This window comes from Mycolicibacterium phocaicum, from assembly GCF_010731115.1.
Taxonomy (GTDB): domain Bacteria; phylum Actinomycetota; class Actinomycetes; order Mycobacteriales; family Mycobacteriaceae; genus Mycobacterium; species Mycobacterium phocaicum.
Genome location: NZ_AP022616.1, coordinates 3,393,733 through 3,411,475 on the forward strand (window position 1 = coordinate 3,393,733; position 17,743 = coordinate 3,411,475).

Genomic DNA, 17,743 nt, shown 5'->3' on the forward strand with positions numbered 1-17,743 from the left:
TCAGGTTCAGGTTTGATCAATGACACCTCGAAAGACATCTCACGAAGTTAAAAGTCAAGCCGCGGCCGGGAGTGGAGGTGGAAACGCTTGATGTTCGTTGTAGAGCTGGCCGGTGTGCAGGCAGTGATGCAGTTGGCCGAGGAATTTGTTGAACAGGTGCCGTTGGGCTTGGTGGTTCCAGTCTCCGGCGGCGCGGCGGGCGTCGAAGTGCCGGCGGGCTCCTGGGGAGGCGCGCAGCGAGGCCAGGGCCCAGATCGGCCCGACGGCGTTGAGTCGCCGGTTTTTGATATGACGGTGCAGGACAACGGTTTTCTTGCCGCTGGCTCGTGTGATCGGCGCCGATCCGGCGAACGCTTTCAAGCCGCGGGCGTCGGGGAACCGGGTGCGGTCATCACCGATCTCGGCGAGCACCCGGGCACCGGCGAGCATCCCCAGCCCGGGAAGCTGGTGATGATCGCGGCGTCCGGGTGCTGATCAAAATGGGCGGTCGCCGCCTCGGTCAACGCATCGGTCGCGGCGCAGGCCGCGTCGAACTGGCCCAGCAGCGCCGTCAGGTGAATGCCCATCGCGTTTTCCACCACCGCCGGCTGGTGCAGGTAGGTGTCGCCGAACACCTCACGCAGGCGTGTCACGTCGCGGTCGAGGTAGCGCTGGCGGCCAGCTTTGATCAGCAGCCGGCGCAACCTGGCGGGGGTCAGCTTGGCGGCCTGGGCCGGGGTCGGCGCCGCGGTCAGGATGGCCCGGGCATCGGGGCGGGCCAGCCCGCCGTCGAGGCCGTCGAACGCCACCAGCGCGGCGGGTAGAACTCTTTGAGCAGATCACGGATCTGGTTGCCGACCTGCCCGCGGGCCCACACCGCGTCCTGCTGGGCGCGGGCCAGGACCCGGATCGCTTGGGCCAGTTCGGTATCGGCCGGCAACGCGCGATGCGCGGTGGGATCGGTGCGGATGATGTTGGCCAGCAGCACCGCGTCGGTGGCATCGGATTTGGCGCCCGACACCGAGTACCGGGCCCGGTAGCGGGACGCGGCCAGCGGGTTGATCGGGTAGATCACCCGGCCGGTTTCCCGCAGCGCTGCCACGAACAGGCCGCGGTCGGTTTCGATACCGACCGGGATCGGATGCTCAGCGCTGTCACCGACCTCGGCCAGCAGGGCCAGCAGGGCGGTGAACCCGGCGGCGTCGTTGTTGACCCGGCCGCGGGCCACCACCTTGCCCTCATCGTTGATCACCGCGACATCGTGATGGGCTGTGGCCCAATCGATTCCGCAATACAAACCCAATGTTGTCTCACTCCTTCGATCTGTGGTCGTGCCGTTACCGGTGGACTCACGCGGCGCCCTAATCGTGGGACTCAAAGGTCCGTCATCTCACTAGCCGTCCGTGACTCCAGCGCACCGCAGGACTTCGTTCTATCGAAGAGCTCAAAGCTCGGGAACCATCATCGGGAAGTCAACCCTGCGGCAGGCTCGGGCAACGGAATCCCACCACCACCGAACAGGGTCTGCTGCCAGGCGCGCCGTTCTTTCGTAAGTCGTCGAACGACGGGACACATCAGGCATCACCTGGCAACAGACCCCGTCAGGAACAAACCCCGGTCATCAGGACCGGTAATCCATCCCTACTAAACGATTAGGACGCCACTGTGACCGTCGCGCCCCGCGAGCAGCTGCCCACCGTGCGGGGGCGCCAGACGCAAGCGGCGATCGACAGCGCCGCCCGCGCCGTCATTGCCCGCAAAGGCATTCTGGCGACCACCATTTCGGACATCGCAGCCGAGGCCGGCCGGTCCACGGCGTCGTTCTACAACTACTACGACTCCAAGGAGGCGATGGTCCATGAATGGGCGCAACGCTTCCGCGACGAAGCCGGGGAGCGGGCCCTGCCGGCCATCAGCGCCGAGCTGACCAACTGGGAGCGCTCCCACCAGGCCGCCGCCGCGCACTGGGAGACCTACCGGCACCGGCTTGCCGAGGTCATCGCCATTTCCCAGTTGGCAATGATCAACGACGATTTCGCGCAGTATTGGTCCGAAATCTGCGAGCTACCGATCTCACTGATCGTGTCGATGGTCAAACACGCTCAGCAGCAAGGCTTCTGCCCGGATGACAATCCACGGCTAGTTGCCGTGGCATTGGTATCGATGCTGAACCAGTTCTGCTATACCCAATTGTCAGGTGATGGCGCCACCACCGCAGACGACGACGCCTGCGTCACCACCCTGGCCAACATCTTCTACCGGACCATCTACCACGAGGGGAATCCGCGTACATGAATAGACCTGGAAGTTCGTCTGCCGCGGGAGTCACCCGAGAGTTCATCGGGATGGACTCGCCGACCGCGCTGCGTGCCGGGTCTGGTGGTCACCCCTGCCAGGGCATCTACTACCGCGGCATGGGCCGGAAGCCCAAGGTGGCGATGATCGCCACGCACTACCAGATCGATTTCGCCGAGCACTATCTCGCCGACTACATGGCAACCCGCGGTATCGGGTTCCTCGGCTGGAACACCCGATTCCGCGGTTACGAATCCAGCTTTCTGCTCGATCACGCGCTCGTGGACATCGGCGTCGGGGTGCGCTGGCTGCGCGAGGTCGCCGGTGTGGAAACCGTTATTCTGCTGGGCAATTCGGGGGGCGGCTCCCTGATGGCCGCCTACCAGGCCCAGGCGCTGTCACCAAATATCACGCCGCTGGAAGGGATGCGCCCGGCGGCCGGTGTCTACGACCTGCTCCCGGCGGACGGCTACGTCTCCAGCGCCGCCCACCCGGGCCGACCGGATGTGCTGACCAATTGGATGGACGGCTCGGTGACCGATGAAACCGACGCACTGGCAACCGAATATGCGCGCGTCCGTGCCGCGGGCTTCCGGGACCGCCCGTTCACCGTCATGCGCACCTGGGCCGACCTGCGCATGATCGACCCCACGCTCGAACCCACCAAGCGCCCCGCCAATCAGTGCTATGCAGGATCCCCCGTGCAGGCCAACCGCTCGGCCAACGGCATTGCCGCGGCCTGCACACTGCGCAGCTGGCTGACGATGTGGAGCCTGCGGCACGCCCAGACCCGTGCCGAGCCGCACCTGGCCCTCATCGAAAACCCGGCGCTGGTGATCAACGCCGAGCAGGATTCGGGCGTGTATCCGTCTGACGCGCAACGCATCTACGACGCGCTGGCCACCACCGACAAGACGCTGCACGCCATCGACTCCGACCACTACTTCACCACCCCGGGCGCCCGCAGCGAGCAGGCCGATCTGATCGCCAAATGGATCGCCAAGCGGTGGCGATGAATCAGCCCGTACGGGTGTTGGCGCACTTCACGCCCGGCCCGCGCGTCACGGAATTCCTTGCTCCGCTGGACAATCTGGTCGACGTCCGGTTCTGCGCGGCGGACGACGACACGACGTTCTACCGGGAGCTGCCGGACGCCGAGGTGCTGTGGCACGTCCTGCGCCCGGTCAGCGCCGCGGATCTGGAATTGGGCGGGCGCCTCAAGCTGGTCCACAAGATGGGCGCGGGCGTCAACACCATCGACGTCGGCGCGGCGACCCGTCTCGGCATCGCGGTCGCCAACATGCCGGGCGCCAACGCACCTTCGGTCGCCGAAGGCGCGGTCATGCTGATGCTGGCCGCGCTACGACGGCTGCCTGAACTCGACCGCGCCACCCGCGCCGGCGCCGGCTGGCCCACCGACCCGACGCTCGGCGAGACGGTCCGGGACATCGGCAGCTGCACCGTCGGCCTCATCGGTTACGGCAACATCGCCAAGCGGGTCGAGACCATCGTCACCGCCATGGGCGCGACCGTCGTGCACACCAATACCCGTGGCGCGCAGGGCCACCCCGGCTGGCGGACGCTCCCCGACCTGCTGGCCGTCAGCGATGTCGTCTCGCTACACCTGCCGCTCACCGAACACACCGAAGGACTGCTCGACGCCGCGGCGCTGTCGCGGATGAAACCGGGTGCGGTCCTGGTCAACACCTCACGCGGCGCCGTCATCGACGAACCCGCGCTGGTCTCCGCACTACAGCACGGGCCCCTGCAGGCCGCGGGCCTCGACGTCTTCGCCACCGAGCCCGTCGACGCCGCCAATCCACTGCTCAAGCTCGACAACGTCGTCGTCAGCCCGCACACCACGTGGTACACCGCCGACACCATGCACCGCTACCTGGCCGAAGCGGTCGGTAACTGCGAGCGACTCGCCGCTGGACAGCAGCTGGCCAACGTAGTGAACGAAGTGAACCTCTAAACACCCGTCAAGTGGGTTACTCTCGGAACCAACCGACCAGTTATTTGGTTGGGTGCGCCCTGCACAGCCCACAGCCGGTCACAGGAGGCAACGATGCCCATCGCGATCACGTCCGAGCACAACGATCTGGCCGATTCGGTCCGATCCCTGGTGGCGCGGGTCGCGCCGTCCGAGGTCTTGCACGAGGCCCTCGAGACCCCGATCAGCAACCCGCCGCCGTATTGGGCCGCGGCCGCCGACCAAGGCCTGCAGGGCCTGCACCTGTCGGAAGCCGTTGGCGGACAAGGCTTCGGCATCCTCGAACTCGCGATCACCCTGGCCGAGTTCGGCTACGGCGCCGTCCCCGGCCCGTTCGTCCCGTCGGCCATCGCCAGTGCGCTGATCGCCGCGCACGACCCCAAGTCGGCCCTGCTGCCCGGCCTGGCCTCCGGCGAGATCATCGCCGCGTACGCCTTGAACTCGGGCCTGACCGCCACCACCCAGGGCGACGGACTCGTCGTCAGCGGTGAGATCCGCGCCGTCCCCGCGGCCGCGCAAGCCGAGCTCCTGGTGGTGCCCGTCGACGGCCGGTGGGTGGCCCTCGACACCGCGAGCCTGCAGATCGACCCAGTCCAGAGCGTCGACCCGCTGCACCCCGTCGCCCACGTCCGCGCCGACGCCGTACCGGTCGCCGCCGACCGCATCCTCACCGGCCTGGACCAGTCGCACGCCCGGGCCCTGATCACGACGCTGCTGTCGGCCGCATGTGTCGGCGTCGCGCGGTGGGCCACCGACACCGCCGCCGCGTACGCCAAGATCCGGGAGCAGTTCGGCCGCCCCATCGGTCAGTTCCAGGCCATCAAGCACAAGTGCGCCAACATGATTGCCGAGACCGAGCGGGCCACGGGCGCCGTCTGGGATGCCGCCCGCGCGCTCGACGAGCACGCGTCCGGTGACGCCGAATCCGACTACCTGTTCGCCGCCGCGGTGGCCGCGACCCTGGCGCCCGTCGCCGCGCAGCACTGTGCGCAGGACTGCATCCAGGTGCACGGCGGCATCGGCTTCACCTGGGAACACGACACCAACGTGTACTACCGGCACGCCATCGCGCTGGTCGCCGGATTCGGCCGGGCCGCGGACCACCCGCGCCAGGTCGTGGACCTCGCCACGACCTCCGGCATGCGGTCCATCGACATCGACCTGGACCCGGACACCGAGAAGCTGCGCGCCGAGATCCGGGCGGAAGTGACTGCGCTGAAAGCACTTCCGAGCGGACCGGAGCGCAACGCCGCGATCGCCGAAGGCGGCTGGGTGCAGCCGCACCTGCCGACGCCCTGGGGCCGGGCCGCAGAGCCGATCGAGCAGATCATCATCGCTCAGGAGTTCAGCACCGGAAAGGTGCGCAGGCCACAGATGGGCATCGCGGCGTGGATCATCCCGTCGATCGTCGCGTTCGGCACCCACAAGCAGCAGCAGGACTTCCTGCCGCCGACGTTCCGCGGCGACATGATCTGGTGCCAGCTGTTCTCCGAGCCCGGTGCCGGCAGCGACCTCGCCAGCCTGACCACCAAGGCCGTCAAGGTCGACGGCGGCTGGCGCATCACCGGCCAGAAGATCTGGACGACGGGAGCCCAGTTCTCCGCGTGGGGTGCGCTCCTGGCCCGGACCGACCCCAACGCGCCGAAACATCAAGGCATCACGTATTTCCTGCTCGACATGAAGAGCCCCGGCGTCGAGGTGAAACCGCTGCGCGAGCTCACCGGCAACGCGATGTTCAACACCGTCTTCATCGACGACGTCTTCGTCCCCGACGACATGGTGCTCGGCGAGGTGAACCGCGGCTGGGAGGTCAGCCGCAACACCCTGACCAACGAGCGGGTATCGATCGGCAGCAGCGAGCCGCCGTTCCTGGCCAGCCTCGATCAGTTCGTGGAGTTCCTGCGGGACGGCGAATTCGACGAACTGCAGCGCCACGAGGCCGGCAAGCTGATCGCCGAGGGCCACGCCGCGAAGCTGCTCAACATGCGCTCGACGCTGCTGACCCTCGCCGGTGGCGACGCGATGCCGGCCGCCGCGATCTCCAAGCTGTTGTCCATGAAGACCGGCCAGGGCTATGCCGAATTCGGGGTCGCGTCGTTCGGCAGCGACGCGGTTGTCGGTGACCCGCAACAACCCTCCGGCCGGTGGGACGAATACCTGTTGGCCGGCCGCGCGACGACCATCTACGGCGGCACCTCCGAGGTGCAGCTGAACATCATCGCCGAGCGGCTGCTGGGCCTGCCCCGCGACCCGTAACCGCTGCCCACCAACGGCCGGGAAACCCTCATTTCAGTGCAGAAATGGGGGTTTTCCCTATTGTCCGCGGCTGGTCGGCCAGGTGTACCGTTGACGTAGGCGGAAACATGTTTGGTGGTGATGGTCATGACCACGACAGAGCCGGCCACACGCGCGTCACGCATCCTGCGGCCGGTCTTGATAGCAGCCGTTGCGCTCGCGTTCACGATCCTGCCGACGGCCCTGCGCAGCCCGACCGTCACGCTGCAGGCGACCGGCGATCCGTGCGTCAACGGCATCGTCCCGTGGAACCCCTACGTCGTGAACTGCAACCTGCCCGATCGCAATACGCCCAGGGTGCGCGGCGCGGCTCCCGACGCCGGCGCCATCATCGCGTGCCGCGGCAGGCCGGCCTGCCTGTCCTGGTACGTCAACGGGTACTAGAGGTCCATCTCCCGTAGCGCGCGCTTGAGGATCTTGCCCGTGGGGTTACGCGGCAGCTCGTCGAGGAACACGACCTCGCGCGGAACCTTGTAGCGCGCCAAGTGATCTCGCACGTAAGACTTGATGTCGTCCTCGCTGACCGTCGCCCCCTCGGTTCTCACGACGAAGGCCCGCAACCGCGCGCCGAAGTCCTTGTCGTCGACACCGATCGCGGTCGCCTCCACCACCTCGGGGTGTCCGCTGATCAGGTCCTCGACCTCGGCGGGGAAGACGTTCTCGCCGCCGGAGACGATCATCTCGTCGTCACGGCCACTGACGTACAGCAATCCGCGCTCGTCGAAGTAGCCGACGTCGCCCGACGACAGCATGCCGTCGATGATCTCCTTGCCACCGCCGCCGGTGTACCCCTCGAACGGGAAAGTGGTGCCGACGAAGATGCGCCCGACGCTGCCCTGCGGCAGTTCCTTGCCGTTGTCGTCGAAGATCTTCACGCGGACGCCCTTGACCACCGGGCCGACCGTCGCCGGGTTGATCGACAGGTCCTGCGGACGGGCGATGGTGGCGAACGAGATCTCGGTCGACCCGTACAGGTTGTAGATCACCGGGCCCAGATCCTTGAGCGCCCGTGTCGCCAGTTCGGATCCCAACTGCGAACCCGACACGAAGACGATCCGCAGGCTCGACAGGTTCGGCTTCGGTGACGCCTTGTCCAGCTCGTCGAGGATGCGCGACAACATCACCGGCACCACCACCATGGCGGTGACCCGGTGCCGCTCGATGTCGGCGAGCACGGTGGCCGGCTTGAACCGGCGCCGCAGCACCAGCGTGCTGCCGAGCAGCATGGCGATGGTCGAGTGCAGGTACCCCAGCGCGTGGAACATCGGCGCGGGCAGGCTGGTCACCTCACCGGATTTGAACGGCACCGACGACAGCACGCCACCCACCGGGGCCAGCGACGGCGGGGCACTTCGGTTGGCGCCCTTGGGAGTTCCCGTGGTGCCGCTGGTCAAGATGATGATGGACGCCGATTTGGCGGCCTTCGGCGGCGCCAGGCTGCTGGTCCGGGCGATGACCTCTGCCAGCGATTCGTCGGTGCTGTCCGACGGTTCCGGCTTGTCCGGGTTGTGCCCCAGTGCCCGCAGCTTGCCCAAGGGTGGCTCGGACAGCGCGACGGCGTCGGCGTATTCGTCGTCGTAGATGATGAGCTGCGCGCCCTCGCGCTCAGAGACCTCTTTGATCTGTGGACCCGAGAATTCGGTGTTCATCAGGATGATGCGCGCGCCCACCCGCGCCGCGCCGTATACCGAGATCAGGAACCACCGGTGGTTGCGGGCCAGGATCGCCACGCCTTCCCCGGCCTGAACCCCCTTGGCCCGCAACGCGTTGGCCGTGGCGTTCACGGCGTCGTCGAACTCCTGGAAGGTGATGTCGCCGTCGTCGTCGATGACGGCGGTGCGGTGCGGGGTACGACGCGCGTTGAGCGCCGGGACCATGCCGATCTCACCCCAGCGGGCGATGTCGGCCAGCATCGCCGCGATGTGCTGTGGCGACTCGAGTTTGAGCGCGCCCGCCTCGAACATCTTCTTGGCGTAGTGCAGTTCGGCGGCGCCGCGGTCAGCCAATTTGGTGACCGATTTGCCGCCCAATTTTTCCAAAGTTTCCTGAACCTTGTTTGCCACCTGCGACGGGAGGTCAGTCAGCTTCGCCATGAGCCAACCATAGGTGACACCACGGGTAACGCGGCCGGAACTCTCGCGCCAATTACGATGACTTCATGGGTGACTCGCGGTCCCTCGAGGTGGGCGGGCGCGAGGTTGTCGTGAGCAACCCGGACAAGGTGATCTTTCCCGAACCGGGCGTGACCAAGCTGGACCTGGTCAACTACTACCTCGCCGTCGCCGACGGCGCGCTGCGCGGCGTGGCACGACGGCCCATGATCCTGAAGCGGTTCGTGAAAGGCATTGCCCAGGAGGCGATATTTCAGAAGCGGGCGCCGGAGAAACGCCCGGACTGGATCGACGTCGCCGAGCTGAAGTACGCCTCGGGCACCTCCGCGAAGGAAGCCGTCATCGGCGAGGCCGCCGGGCTGGTGTGGGCGGTGAGCCTGGGCTGCATCGACTTCAATCCACATCCGGTCCGGGCCGACGACCTGGAACATCCGGATGAACTGCGCGTGGACCTCGATCCGATGCCGGGTGTCGAGTGGCCGCAGATCGTCGACGTCGCCATCGTGGTGCGGGACGTGCTCACCGACTACGGGCTGACGGCCTGGCCCAAGACGTCCGGCTCGCGGGGTTTCCACATCTACGCCCGGATCGAGCGGAACTGGCCGTACACGCAGGTGCGGCTGGCCGCCCAGACCGTGGCCCGCGAGGTGGAGCGGCGCGCACCGGAGTTGGCGACCAGCCGCTGGTGGAAAGAGGAACGCCAGGGCGTCTTCGTCGACTTCAACCAGAACGCCAAGGACCGGACGGTGGCATCGGCCTACTCGGTACGGTCACGGCCCGACGCCCGGGTCTCGACACCGCTGTTCTGGGACGAGGTCCCGGGCTGCCGTCCCGAGGAATTCACGGTGGCGACGGTGCCCGCCCGGTACGCGCGATTCGGCGACCCGTGGGCCGGGATGGACGACGCCGCGGGTGGCTTGGAGGGGTTGCTGGCACTGGCCGAAGAACTGGGCCCGATGCCCAAGGCGGAGAAACCCGGGGGCGGCGCGGCCGCCGACGGCCGGCGGGCGTCACAGATGCCGCTCATCGAGATTGCCCGCACGAAGACGCGCGACGAGGCGATGGCCGCCCTCGACGAGTGGCGATCGAAGCATCCGGAGGCGGCGTCTGCCCTGGAAGCCATAGATGTTCTGGTCGACGGCATGCGCGGGCCCAGTTCGATCTGGTACCGCATCCGGATCAATTTGCAGCACGTGCCGGAGGAATTGCGGCCGCCGCAGGAGCCTCTCATCGCCGACTATTCGCCGTGGGTGGGGTATCAGGGCCATCAGGGCCGCCGTCCGTGACCGTTACCCCGCTGAGACCATGTTTGCTAGCTGGAGCTATCACACTTCTTAGCGATGATTTAGGACTTACTCCCCGGTACCTTAACTTGGCCACATAACTTCGATCTCGAGCCGGAGAAACGACACAGCTGTCGGGCGTTCGGCAACATCGAAGGGAGGCATCACATGGCTATGGTCACCAGCGACTCAGCTCCGACCACCGCTTTCCGCTATGGCAATCCGGCGGTCGCCTGCGGCGACGCCGAGGTGCGCGCCCAGTGCCGCCAACTGGCGACGGTACTCACCGTCACCGGAGTCATCGACGAAACCGATGTGGACCTGGTTGCAGCGCAGGCACGGCGCTGCGTCCTTCCCGAGAAGCCGTTCATCCTGGACCTGAGCGGGGTCACCTCGTTCGCAGTGTCCTGCGTCGAACTGCTCGACAAGGTCAACGACAGCTGCATCGCAGCAGGTAACGAGTGGTCTCTCATCGCATCCCAGCCGGTTTCGACCGCACTGCTGGCGTGCGGCGCAGAGTCCGCCTTCCCGACCGCAACCTCCGTCTCCGAAGCGCTGCACCACTTCTCGGACAGCATGTACGAGCGCCGTCGGTTGCTGCCGTTCCTCACCAAGAAGTCCGCGTAAGACAGGAACTGAACATGTTGATCGATCTCCGCTGGCTGAGTGCCCTGCTCCACCACCGTCGTAAGACGCATCTGGCGACGCCGGCTTTCTGACCATCTACAACCTCCAACACGGTGCCGACACCAATCTGGTGTCGGCACCGTGCTTTTGTTTGACGTCGAACGTCAAGAGCTGAAGTCGATGCGCACGATGGCGCTGTCGTCCCAGACATCACGGTTCCGCGCCTTGTGCCACTTCTCGCGCCACGGCAGCCCGGCGTGCACCTGGGTCACGCCCGGAATCCTGATCAGCGGCACCAGATTCCACTGCCACCCGTAGCGCCGGTGCAACACGCGGTTGGCATCGGTCGCGGCGACACCCTCGAGAATCGTCGCCGTGCCCGTGAATAGGGTTGCGCCGCTTAGTTTTCGGCCGCGGTAATCACACGCCGTCAGTTCGACTCGCGGATGTGCCCGCATCCGTGCGGTTTTCGGACCGCGCTTGGTCCGGAACACGATCGAATCCGGCTCGACGGCGAACCAGATCGGGGTATCGACCGGCCGGCCGTCGCGCCGGTAGCTCCGGAGCAGCGCGTAGCGGGTCCGGCTCAGTTCACTGATATCTGATCGCTGTGTGTTGGTAGCCATGCGTACAGTCAACGACTTAGAGTTGGCTTCAAGTCAAGGCCGAATCAGGAGTGTCATGGGCACGTTCACCATCGGCGAAGTGTCGGCGCGCACCGACGTCGCCGCGACGACCCTGCGGTACTACGAGCAGATCGGCCTCATCCCGGCACCGGCCCGCGTCGGTGGCCAGCGCCGCTACGACGACACCGTCATCGATCGCCTCAACGTCATCCGGGTATGCAAGACCGCCGGATTCTCTCTCGATGAGATCCAGCTGCTGTTCGCCGACGATGCCCCCGGCCGCAGCGCCACCCGCGCGCTGGCTCAGACCAAGCTCGACGAGATCGACGCCAAGATCGCCGAACTGCACCTCGCGCGCGCGATCGTCGAGTGGGGCATGCAATGCACGTGCCCGTCGATAAGCGCATGCAGCTGCGGTATCCATCCTCCCAAGCCCGGGGACACCCAGACGGCCTGACCGCCGGCCCGTCGCCTGCTGTCAGTGCCCGCCCTGACGGGCCCCGCCGACCTCTGCCGGCAAGGGTGGCGGCAGCGGCGTGGTCGGTACGGGCGCGGGAGCTCCGGTGACCGGTGTCGACGGCGTGCCCGTCGGTCCCGCAGCAGGCGCCGGTGTTGCGGCCGCCGTTCCGGACAACGGCCCGCCGCTGCGGAAGAAGGTCATGGGCTCGGACCGGATGGGCTGCGAACCCGCGCTGATGTCAAGCGATTTCGCGCTGACGGTATAGGTGATGCCGTCGCTCGTCGCGGTGTAGCCGCCCTGGCCGTCCGCGCCGGCGGCGACGATCAGCTTCGCGCCGTCGCTGATCCGGACGCCGCGATACTGATAGGCACCCCCGGCGCTCTTGCAGATCGCGACCCGCGACGAGGCGGTGCTGCCGAAGGCCACCGCGGTATCGCCGGTCGGGCAGCGCGCCGTCGAGTCGACGAACCCCTGGGCGTCCGTCGCGGGATCGGCCGCGGCCGGCCAGCTTCCGGCCAGGGCCAGCCCCGCACCCGTCAGGGTTGCAGCCGCCAGCCGTGCCGCACGGAATGTGAAGTCGGACATCGTCACCACCACATCACACCGCGACCGGTTCGGCGAGCGCCCACACCGCACCCCTGGCAAATCGTCCGGACATCACAGCCGCCGGTCCGTGGATGAATTCTTGGAAAACTTCAGCTTGATTTATTTACCCGGGCAGGGAAATTGTGCACGTATCGCCTGGTCAGGCGGCCGATGGGCGATTTTGCTCAGCTAGAGGCACCTGGCGGTTTCCGCTACTTTCAGACCGCCTAATTCCGCTCTGCCTCACTGAATCCGGGGTCCATCATGCAAATCGCTGTTCGGCACAACGCACTGCCCTCGTCTCTCGTTGCCGGAATGTGCTCGGTGTGCGTCGTCGCCTCGGTAGGAGCCGCCGCACCGTTGCCCGCGCCGCACTCCGTGCAAGCGGCACATTCCGCCGTGGCCACCGTGTCCACCTATGCGGAGAAGTACTACCTGACGGCCTTCCCGGAGGATCTGCTCCAGCTGGTCTCACTGCCGTTCACGGCGTACCAGACCTTCCTGAACAACCTCATCGCCGGCCCCAATGAGTTCATCAAGGCCATCAACTCGCTCAACGCCGCCATCTACGCCCAGACCGTCGGGCCGTTCGTCGCGCAGTTGATCCAGGGTCCGAACGCGATCATCACGGGCCTGAACAACATCAACAAGGCGATCTACAACCAGACGCTGTTGCCGATCGTGAACACGCTCATCGCGGCGCCGAACGCCATCATCAAGGGCATCAACGCCATCAACGCCTCGTTCTTCAACGGCGCGACGGCGACCATCCCCACGCTCATCAACACCGCGATCAAGACCGCGATCGCGGCGTTGCAGAACCTCAGCACACTGCCGGCCACCATCATCAGCGGAATCAGCGCCCTGCCGGGTGCACTGATCGCCGGACTGCAGGCCCTGCCGGGCGCGATCCTGTCCGGATTCCCGCTGGCCGCAACGCCGTTGGCCGCCACCACGTCGCTGAAGACACTGGCCTCGGCCACGACGCTGCCGACCACCCAGACGCTGTCGCTGACGGCCAAGCCCGCCGCCGCCACGGAGACGGATACGCCGAAGGCCGCCGGTGCGACGTCGCCCGAATCCGGTACGACAGGCACGACGCCCACCGCCACCGACTCGGGGAAGACGACCGAGAGCACCAGCGCCACCACGGCCGGCCAGACCGACGCCAAGGACACCAGCACACCCGCCGGCAAGACCGACGAGAAGGCCGCGACCAAGGACGCCGACACCAAGGCCACCGCCGAGACGAAGGCCACCGACGCCAAGGACTCGAGCACCAAGAGCACCGACGCCAAGGACTCGGGCGCCAAGGACTCCGAGACCAAGAGCTCCGACAAGCCGGACACCAAGTCCAGCAGCAAGTCTGACGACAAGGCCGGTGCCGACAAGTCGACGAAGGCGGAGTCGGGCAAGTCCACGAAGGCCGACAAGCCCGCCAAGAGCGGCAAGCACAGCGCTCCCGACGGCGCCCGCGGTTCGGTCTCCGTGCCCGCGGGTTCGACCGGCGGCAAGCACCGCGCGCCCGAGGGCGGCGGCGCGTCGCACGCCTCGAGCAGCAGCAGCCACGACAGCTGACGAGTAGCGCAACAACATTGAGGGCTGTGGCTTCGAAAAGCCACAGCCCTCAATGCATTCCCGCCCACGTTCGCTGGGCGAGGTTCATACCTCAGTAGCCGGGAATCGCCGGCACAACCGGGGAGGAAGCCAGCTGCAACGGCGCCTGCGCCGCAGGCGCCAGCAGACCTGGCGCAGGCACCCCGGCCGACGGCACCGTAAGGCCTGGCGTCGTAGCCAATGGCGCGGTCGCCGCACCGAGCACACCGGGAACCGGAGCCGTCGCGGCCCCCAGCGTGCCGGGCAACGGCGCCGTCACCGCACCCAACGTGCCGGGAACCGGAGCCGTCGCCGCACCCAGGACGCTCGACACGGGGGTCGTAGCGGCGCCCAGCGTGCCCGGCACCGCGCCGGTGACGCCCGACAGGTTCGGCACCCCGACTGACGGCACAGAAGGCAGCCCCGGCGTCACCGGCAGGCCGCCGTTCATCAGGGCCGGGATGTTCCCGTTGGCGAGTGCCGTCATGAAGGCGGGGCACTGCGTCTGGATCGCGACCTGCGTGGCGAACCCGGCCAGCGGCGGCGCAATGCCGCCGTTGCCGCTCATCTGCGTTGCCGTGCTGGCCATCTGGCTGCCCGGCTGCACCAGCAGCGGGCAGATAGAGGTACCCACCTCGGCGATGGCGCTGCTGACGGGCCCGTTGTTGCCGATACCGACATCATTGAGCGCGTCATGGACGACGTCGGCCTGGGCGCGCGGTCCCCACATGAGGGCGGCGGCCACGATGGCCCCGGCCACCACGACAGGTCGCAGCACCGCGGCGGATGTAGCGATGACATCCACCGAGCCCACCTGTGTCCTTCCGGTCTTGGGCCGGCCCGGGCGAGCGGCCACCGGTCGTCTGCGGTACGTCACTTCAGTAGTTGCGGTCATCAGCACGCTCCCTGTTCCTGAGTGCTCGGCGCCACACTGGGCACTGATTTCACTTGGGTAACGGTGGGCTACAAAAGTCACAAATACAACACGGAGCGATAACCGTTCGAACCCTATGCGAGTCGCTATCTTGATCTCTGAGACCGGACTGAAATTCTGTCTCTTTTTCTTACGGGAGCTTCAACTCAATAACACTACTAGTCACATTTGCCCCATTAACACCTTGCGACACAATTGGGAAGAGGCGTCAATATCTGGTCGATTTCCGGCCGTTTTCAAGGTGCGCCGCGGCCGGCTCCACCCGCCGGCGAGCCCCGACCAAGTCCCCCATCAATTGACGCCGGAGTAGGCCTTCCGTTGTTCATAGCTAATGGTCAGACGGGTGTGACATACTGCACTTTGGTCAGAAAAGGGGAGGTGATCTCCGCGTGATGCCCCACGCGCGGCTCCTCGCCGCCTCCAGCCTCGTCACAGCAGGCTTGCTGGTGCTGGGCCCCGAAGCCGTCGTGGCGTTGGCCGACACCGACACCGGCAGTTCCAGCACAGGCACCTCGGGCGGCTCGACCACTGGCACCTCGGGCACCACAGGAACCACGACGGGTACGACGACCGGTGGCACGACCACGGGCTCGGACACGTCGACCACCACCGGCGGCAGCACCACCACCGGCTCCACGACCACCGGATCATCGACCACCACCGGTTCGACCACGGGCAGTTCGTCACCGAACTTGCAGACCACCCTCGGGGGCATGGTCGGCCAGTTCACCCGCATCATCCAGCACCCGACCAGCATCATCGGTGGCGCACCGCTGACCGGCCTCGTTCCGGGCGTCAAACCCAACCAGGGCGTCCCCGCGCTCATCCCCGGCGCCGCACCGACATTCACCGGATCGGCACCCGCCCCCGTCAAGAGCACAGCGCCGCAGCCGTCGGCTGCCGTGACGCCGGACTCGACGGTGACCACCCCGGGCCCCGCCGCCGCGGCCGCGCCGAAACCCCCGCTGGCGCAGCTCCCGCTGGCCGTGGCCCAGGTTCCGCTGACCGCGCTGGACCTCGTCAAGACCACGATCCCGACGGTCGTCGAAGCGGTGCCGATCCCGGGTCTCGCCGCACTGCCCGTCTTCGCCGACGCCCTGATCAACCCCATCGAGACCACCGTCCGGGATTTGGCGACGGCCGCCTCCAACCTGCCGTTCCTCCACTACACGCCGGGTATGCCCGCCATCGCGTTGCCACCGGACAACCGGGCCCTGCAGCTGAACGCTCCCCAGCTGCCGAAAACCTTTGGCGCAAGCACTGATTCGATGCCGCGGGACATCTCGCCGGGCGCTCCGGGCACCCCCGACAAGCCGGTCCCGCCGGTCCGGCCCCGGGACGTCTTCGCCGCCGAGACGCTTCTCGTCGCCTCGAAGGACTTCCGGCCGGGCTATCCGGACTACCTGCGGGCCGCCGGCCTCCGCGAGGTCGCCGCGGTCGCCGTCCCCGGATTTGCCGGCATCATCACCCTCACCGCCGCCGGCGGGCTGATCGGATTCCGGCAGGCGCGGGCCACCTCGTCGGCACCCACGCGCGCCCGACGATTCGTCAACTAGGTCTGTACCTGCCGGCAGCACAAGATTTCGGCCGAGCGCTCCCCCGGATGGCCGCCGAACGGGAAGAATTGGGCTCGACCGGAATAACCCGGCTTCCTCAATCCGTTGGGAATCGACGTGACCGAACATGAACTGAGCCCCACCGACTGGGTGCGCAAGCAGACCGAACAGATTCTGGCGCAGGGCACCACCGATGGTGTGCAGATCCTCGATCGGCCGGTGGTCCTGTTCACCACCACCGGAGCCAAGTCCGGCAAGAAGCGTCTCGTGCCGCTGATGCGCGTCGAGCACAACGGTCGTTACGCCCTGGTGGCCTCCAAGGGCGGTGCCCCCGAGCACCCGTCGTGGTACCACAACGTCAAGGCCAACCCGCAGATCACAGCGCAGGATGGCGACAAGGTCATGGAGCTGACGACACGTGAGCTCGAGGGTGACGAACGGCAGGAGTGGTGGGACCGGGCCGTCGAGGCCTACCCGCCCTACGCCGAATACCAGACCAAGACCGACCGCCTGATCCCGGTCTTCATCGCCGAATAGCGTCCGGCTCCACCGCCGGAAGCAGCCGCCGCGCGGACTGCAACAAGATGCGGTGGAGTTCGCCGTCGGGGATGTCCTGTAGGTCGGGATCCATCGCGCTGCCGTAGACGCCCGAGGTGACCAGCGACATGGTCACCCGGGTTTCGGTATCTGCGCCGTCCATTCCGAGCACCCGGCGCAGGCGCTGGTTGATGGCGCTGCACTCTTCGTGCGAGTTCACCAGGGTGTCGATGGCCGGGTCGCGATAGAACACCGCCGTCACCCGCCGGTGCCGAACCGCGAGCTCGACGAACCCGGCGATCGCGGCTTCCTGGCGGGCCGGCCCGCTCCCCTCGGCCTCGATCGCGGTGGCCAGCTGATCGAGGTCTGCGAACACCGGCCGGATCACGGCCAGGACGATGTCGTCCTTCGAGTGGAACTGGTAGTACACGGAAGCCTTGCTGACCCCGAGATGATCGGCGATCATCTGCAGCGATGTGCCGTTCACGCCGTGGTCCGCAAACAACGCCAGGGCGGCGTCGATCACCCGCGCACGCGCCGATCCGCGTGGCCCCACCGATTTGGCCAATCCTCGCTCCCTGTTCGCCGACCACCCCTGGCGGTCGTCGTGTAGCCGCGGTCACCGCTGTCGCAGCGACGTCACGTGCGTCACAGGCAAGGCCCCGATGTGGGCACCGACCTGCATCAATCAATTCGCTTAACTTGTCTAAGTTTACCTTGGTGGATACGCTGAGTCTGCCGATCGGCAGATTGAAATGTGACACCTGTGGGCGCCGCACAAACGGTACGCAGCGTCCCAGGTCACAGGGTCCGCCGAGGTATGTCGAGCAATCGAAGGACGGGGAGGTCAGCATGACCAAGGAGAT

The 17,743-nt window shown here is 66.9% G+C and carries 16 protein-coding genes and 1 pseudogene; 11 read left to right on the forward strand and 6 right to left on the reverse strand.

Translation table 11 applies throughout. The features are described 5' to 3' along the window. Window positions 1–54 precede the first annotated feature (54 nt). A pseudogene (locus tag G6N46_RS16435) lies at window positions 55–1,276 on the reverse strand (IS110 family RNA-guided transposase). Between the two features lie 368 nt (window positions 1,277–1,644). Here G6N46_RS16435 and G6N46_RS16440 point away from each other — a divergent pair. The 5 genes from G6N46_RS16440 to G6N46_RS16460 all read left to right on the forward strand — a co-directional run bounded on the left by G6N46_RS16440 (window position 1,645) and on the right by G6N46_RS16460 (window position 6,946). After that, window positions 1,645–2,274 carry a TetR/AcrR family transcriptional regulator gene (locus tag G6N46_RS16440; RefSeq protein ID WP_061003156.1) on the forward strand — a complete coding sequence of 210 codons (630 nt, stop codon included), beginning with the start codon at window positions 1,645–1,647 and terminating at the stop codon, window positions 2,272–2,274. Continuing rightward, window positions 2,271–3,290, forward strand: a complete 1,020-nt coding sequence (locus G6N46_RS16445; protein WP_138247727.1) for a lysophospholipase — start codon at window positions 2,271–2,273, stop codon at window positions 3,288–3,290. The genes G6N46_RS16440 and G6N46_RS16445 overlap by 4 nt, the downstream gene beginning before the upstream one ends. Continuing rightward, complete coding sequence (locus G6N46_RS16450; protein WP_234880498.1) at window positions 3,287–4,249, forward strand: 2-hydroxyacid dehydrogenase; 963 nt, start codon at window positions 3,287–3,289, stop codon at window positions 4,247–4,249. The genes G6N46_RS16445 and G6N46_RS16450 overlap by 4 nt, the downstream gene beginning before the upstream one ends. Window positions 4,250–4,342: 93 nt before the next feature. Beyond that, a complete protein-coding gene (locus G6N46_RS16455) occupies window positions 4,343–6,523 on the forward strand; it encodes an acyl-CoA dehydrogenase family protein (RefSeq protein WP_138247726.1) in 2,181 nt (726 codons plus the stop codon). 126 nt (window positions 6,524–6,649) lie between these two features. After that, on the forward strand, window positions 6,650–6,946 hold the full coding sequence (locus G6N46_RS16460; RefSeq protein ID WP_407665115.1) for a hypothetical protein: 297 nt from the start codon (window positions 6,650–6,652) through the stop codon (window positions 6,944–6,946). On the opposite strand, the gene fadD2 is transcribed toward G6N46_RS16460, so the two are convergent. Then, on the reverse strand, window positions 6,943–8,655 hold the full coding sequence (gene fadD2 / locus G6N46_RS16465; protein ID WP_138247725.1) for a long-chain-fatty-acid--CoA ligase FadD2: 1,713 nt from the start codon (window positions 8,653–8,655) through the stop codon (window positions 6,943–6,945). The two genes, G6N46_RS16460 and fadD2, sit on opposite strands and share 4 nt — an antisense overlap. A gap of 65 nt (window positions 8,656–8,720) precedes the next feature. Between fadD2 and ligD the strand changes: the two genes are divergently transcribed. Together ligD and G6N46_RS16475 are read left to right on the forward strand one after the other, a co-directional pair. Continuing rightward, window positions 8,721–9,959, forward strand: a complete 1,239-nt coding sequence (gene ligD, locus G6N46_RS16470) for a non-homologous end-joining DNA ligase (protein ID WP_138247724.1) — start codon at window positions 8,721–8,723, stop codon at window positions 9,957–9,959. A 165-nt stretch (window positions 9,960–10,124) separates the two neighbouring features. Then, a complete protein-coding gene (locus tag G6N46_RS16475) occupies window positions 10,125–10,583 on the forward strand; it encodes an STAS domain-containing protein (RefSeq protein WP_061003169.1) in 459 nt (152 codons plus the stop codon). Between the two features lie 164 nt (window positions 10,584–10,747). Here G6N46_RS16475 and G6N46_RS16480 read toward each other — a convergent pair whose 3' ends face one another. After that, window positions 10,748–11,209 carry a PPOX class F420-dependent oxidoreductase gene (locus G6N46_RS16480; RefSeq protein ID WP_061003171.1) on the reverse strand — a complete coding sequence of 154 codons (462 nt, stop codon included), beginning with the start codon at window positions 11,207–11,209 and terminating at the stop codon, window positions 10,748–10,750. A gap of 55 nt (window positions 11,210–11,264) precedes the next feature. On the opposite strand from G6N46_RS16480, the gene G6N46_RS16485 reads away from it, so the two are divergent. Next, window positions 11,265–11,666 (forward strand): MerR family transcriptional regulator, encoded by a 402-nt coding sequence (locus tag G6N46_RS16485; RefSeq protein ID WP_061003172.1) that lies wholly within the window; start codon window positions 11,265–11,267, stop codon window positions 11,664–11,666. Window positions 11,667–11,687: 21 nt separating this feature from the next. Here G6N46_RS16485 and G6N46_RS16490 read toward each other — a convergent pair whose 3' ends face one another. Beyond that, a complete protein-coding gene (locus tag G6N46_RS16490) occupies window positions 11,688–12,254 on the reverse strand; it encodes a hypothetical protein (RefSeq protein ID WP_138247723.1) in 567 nt (188 codons plus the stop codon). 264 nt (window positions 12,255–12,518) lie between these two features. Between G6N46_RS16490 and G6N46_RS16495 the strand changes: the two genes are divergently transcribed. After that, entirely contained in the window at window positions 12,519–13,832 is a 1,314-nt protein-coding gene (locus tag G6N46_RS16495; protein ID WP_138247722.1) for a hypothetical protein, read from the forward strand. A gap of 91 nt (window positions 13,833–13,923) precedes the next feature. Here G6N46_RS16495 and G6N46_RS16500 read toward each other — a convergent pair whose 3' ends face one another. Further along, window positions 13,924–14,745: a DUF732 domain-containing protein gene (locus G6N46_RS16500; protein WP_131808828.1), complete on the reverse strand. Its 822-nt coding sequence runs from the start codon at window positions 14,743–14,745 to the stop codon at window positions 13,924–13,926. A gap of 428 nt (window positions 14,746–15,173) precedes the next feature. On the opposite strand from G6N46_RS16500, the gene G6N46_RS16505 reads away from it, so the two are divergent. Together G6N46_RS16505 and G6N46_RS16510 are read left to right on the forward strand one after the other, a co-directional pair. Beyond that, window positions 15,174–16,340 (forward strand): hypothetical protein, encoded by a 1,167-nt coding sequence (locus G6N46_RS16505; protein WP_138247721.1) that lies wholly within the window; start codon window positions 15,174–15,176, stop codon window positions 16,338–16,340. 117 nt (window positions 16,341–16,457) lie between these two features. Then, window positions 16,458–16,877 (forward strand): nitroreductase family deazaflavin-dependent oxidoreductase, encoded by a 420-nt coding sequence (locus G6N46_RS16510; RefSeq protein WP_061003179.1) that lies wholly within the window; start codon window positions 16,458–16,460, stop codon window positions 16,875–16,877. Here G6N46_RS16510 and G6N46_RS16515 read toward each other — a convergent pair. Continuing rightward, window positions 16,864–17,445, reverse strand: a complete 582-nt coding sequence (locus tag G6N46_RS16515) for a TetR/AcrR family transcriptional regulator (RefSeq protein ID WP_061003181.1) — start codon at window positions 17,443–17,445, stop codon at window positions 16,864–16,866. The genes G6N46_RS16510 and G6N46_RS16515 overlap by 14 nt on opposite strands. Window positions 17,446–17,743 lie beyond the last annotated feature (298 nt).